Origin of the sequence: Gilliamella intestini (assembly GCF_900094935.1) — a bacterium.
Taxonomy (GTDB): domain Bacteria; phylum Pseudomonadota; class Gammaproteobacteria; order Enterobacterales; family Orbaceae; genus Gilliamella; species Gilliamella intestini.
Map to the genome: position 1 here is coordinate 1 of NZ_FMBA01000086.1, position 3,330 is coordinate 3,330.

The following is a 3,330-nucleotide window of genomic DNA, read 5'->3' on the forward strand; positions in this document are numbered from 1 at the left end:
GCTGCCAATGTATTGTTGAGTAATTTATGTACAGCAAAGATCAATAGCCCCCTAGCTAGATCGAATCAAAAAAAGCGGCAAGGGGGTAATTTATGCAAATTGGAAACCCTCTATATCGCGAAATAATCGAGGGCTTGCATTGGAATCTTGACGCTTCCAATCATAGCCAATCTGATTATAAAAAGCTACCCAAAAAGCCGAGAGCTTACCTATTAATTGCGTGTACTGGTGACAATGGTATTACCGAAAATGAGATATTGCTCACCTGTAGGCTTTCTAGTGGTAGAAATTACTGTTCAGAACTAGAAAGAAAGTTAGGCATCACATTAAAGCGCATGGATGAACCTAATACCGACGGAATAGGCTCACACTATCGCTATTACCTAGCCAATAAGGAAGATGCTCAAAAGGTGGTTAATCTGATTCTTAGTAATAAAAGTAGCTTATTAGCTGAATCAGATATCAGCCAAATTTTAGACTTTACTTTAGTAACTCAAATTAATCTCGTCAATAGTTTGCATTACCCTTGTAGTAATAAGCGGTTTAAGTGTTTCGTTCATTTTTTCAATTTTTGGTATATTTTCATCACCTTGGTCATCTAAATAACCTTGCTCACGTAATGATGCAACTAATATTGAAAACACACCTTTATCAAAAAATTCAGGCGCATTAATGCCGTGTAAGACAGATAATCGTTCAGCAATTAATCGACCTTCTTTTTCTAGCGTCGCACGGCTAATTGTTGGTTCTTTTTGTAATAAAGAAAACGCAATAGCATAACGTTGCAGAGTATCTTTAGATGATGCCGCAATTAATTGTAATCTGGACATTTTTAAATTATTTAATGTTAATTTATCGTGTGAATAGTTGATAAAGTTTAATTCAGCATACGCATTAATAATTTTATTTACATATTCAGTAAGTTGTTCTTCATTATGATAAAGAAATAACTCTGATTTAATTAAAGGGAAAAGTAATTTTACTTGTTGTAAAACTTCATCAGGTGAAATTTGGTTATGTTTGATCATAATTCTGGCTATGATGGCAGGAATAATCAGTAAATGCTGAATATTATTGCGATAATAAGTCATTAACACTGCTTGTTCGTTTGTAAGACCAACCATTTCCCCCGCTTCATCAGTAGTAATAATGAATTTGCCCATATCTTTGGCATGTTCAAATAATTCTTCTGCTGTTTGCTCTGGAATAGTAATTAAATTTGAATAAGGAATGGCATTTAATAATTTTATTAGATAATCAATATGTTCTAAAAGTCTGGCTTTGGTTAAAGCTCGCTGTTCAGCTGCTAATAAGATTGAACAACATAAGTTCATTGCATTAATTGCTGCTGATGAATTGATATGCTCCATAATCTGTTTAGCAAGTAAGTTGGTTGTTGGTGTTAACCATTGTGGACGTTGGGTACCTGTTGCTTCGATAGCATCTCGCCATTCTGGAACATGTTGGTTTAGAAATTGATTTAATGGAATAGGTTGACCAAAGTTAACGTAACCAAACCCTAATTTTTTTAGTTTTAAAAATGCTTTGATAGTTCGCCACAAACTCTCTTTTTCTTTTTTAGCGCCTCGTAGTTCATTGGCATAGGTTGCGACTTCTAGTACATGCTCATAACCAATATAAACAGGAACAACAGTAATTGGTCTTGCATCACCACGCAATAATGTTTGAATGGTCATCATTAACATCCCCGTTTTAGGATCGAGTAACCTACCTGTACGAGAGCGCCCACCTTCAACAAAATACTCAACAGCATAACCACGAATAAATAACTCGGCTAAATATTCACGAAAAACAGATGTGTAGAGTTTATTACCTCGAAATGAACGGCGAATAAAAAACGCGCCTAATCGTCTAAAAATAGGACCTGCAGGCCAAAAGTTTAGGTTAATACCTGCAGCAATATGTGGCGGAACTAAACCTTGTCGATAAAGCACATAAGATAATAATAAGTAGTCCATATGGCTACGGTGACAAGGTGCATAGACAATTTCATGACCATTTTGTGCCAATTCACGAACAGGATCGGCATTGGTCACTTTTAGTCCTTGATAAAGTCGATGCCACGCCCAAGTAAGGACAAAATCAGTCACTCTAAGCATACGATAAGAAAAACTAGCGGCAATTTCGTTCAAATTAGCTAATGCATTTTTTTTCGCTTTATCAAGATTAATATTCTTACTTTTGGCTTCTTCTTGTATTGCTTCTGAAATTACTTGCTTTTTGAGTAAATTATTGAGCATTGCTTGACGAACCGGAAGCTTAGGGCCAATTGAAGCCATACGTTGTTTGGCAAAATGAATACGCGCAACTCGTGCCAACTTATGGGCTAACATTGAAAGGTCTTGCTCTGCAACATCGATATCTTTAAACGAAACAGTACGAGAAAAGCGCGTATAACAGTCTCTTCCTGACGTCATTATTTTAAAAAATTTACTGGTTGCACCAAGCACTTGTAGTGATAACTTTTTTTTGCCTTCTTTATCAGGTCGACGCCCAAACATGACCGAAACGGGTAACATTTGAATATCAAGATCATGATTTTGTTGATGTGCTGAAATATAATCTCTTAAAATACCAATTGCTTTATTTTTTTGTTGATTTGATGCAAAAATGCCAGGACCTTTGTCAATATAGATATAAGCAGGAACGTTTTTTCCGTTGATGTCGATACCTATTAATGGATCGGGTAAATTAAATTGTAAACAAAGTGACCGAATTACCATCAAATCGATTTGAGAGTTATAAGGTAATACATATAAAATGGGTTTATCGATATCAAGGTCTAATTCTGTTATCGGATCAGTAGGAATCGGTTTACTTTTAACAAAAAGTTTTACCAGCATTTGGATAAGAAAAAAATAAACTTTACTCCACCAAGAAAACATAAAAAATAAACCTCATACTTTTGTATTATTGACATACTTAACTGATTTTAATTATTTAACTTATTAACTAAACAAAATATTTTACTTGTAAAGCTAGATAGTGTTTTGATAAATTAAAAAGCAATTAAGTATATACTTATTACCATTTGATTGTTAACAAATTTGCACAATCTTTAGACCATATGATTTTAGATAAATAAAAACTTGATTATAACGTTTTATTGCTAGCAATACCACGAATCTACTCGGCTTTTATCTTCAATATTAATTTTATAAATAAATTTGTGTATTGTACTTTGCATATAAAAAAATAAGAAAAAATGAATTATATTTATTAGATAGTAATGTAATTAGGGCGTGTTGATCTTTCGTAATTATTTTTTAGACGGCATAATGTGAGTTATAATCATTCTGCAAAAAACAA

At 33.5% G+C, this 3,330-nt stretch carries 2 protein-coding genes; one reads left to right on the forward strand and one right to left on the reverse strand.

What is annotated here, in order from left to right:
- Nucleotides 1-92: 92 nt before the first annotated feature.
- The gene (locus GA0061080_RS13375) at nucleotides 93-602 is read left to right on the forward strand and encodes a PM1773 family protein (RefSeq protein ID WP_500683399.1); all 510 of its coding nucleotides are present in this window, start codon (nucleotides 93-95) and stop codon (nucleotides 600-602) included.
- On the opposite strand, the gene plsB is transcribed toward GA0061080_RS13375, so the two are convergent.
- Nucleotides 486-2,906, reverse strand: coding sequence for a glycerol-3-phosphate 1-O-acyltransferase PlsB (gene plsB / locus GA0061080_RS12020; RefSeq protein ID WP_091126117.1), 2,421 nt, complete (start codon nucleotides 2,904-2,906; stop codon nucleotides 486-488). The two genes, GA0061080_RS13375 and plsB, sit on opposite strands and share 117 nt — an antisense overlap.
- Nucleotides 2,907-3,330: the final 424 nt, after the last annotated feature.

Coding starts and splice junctions, on each gene's coding strand:
- GA0061080_RS13375 (WP_500683399.1), top strand. CDS start 93: ATGCAAATTGGAAACCCTCTATATCGCGAAATAATCGAGGGCTTGCAT.
- plsB (WP_091126117.1), bottom strand. CDS start 2,906: ATGTTTTCTTGGTGGAGTAAAGTTTATTTTTTTCTTATCCAAATGCTG.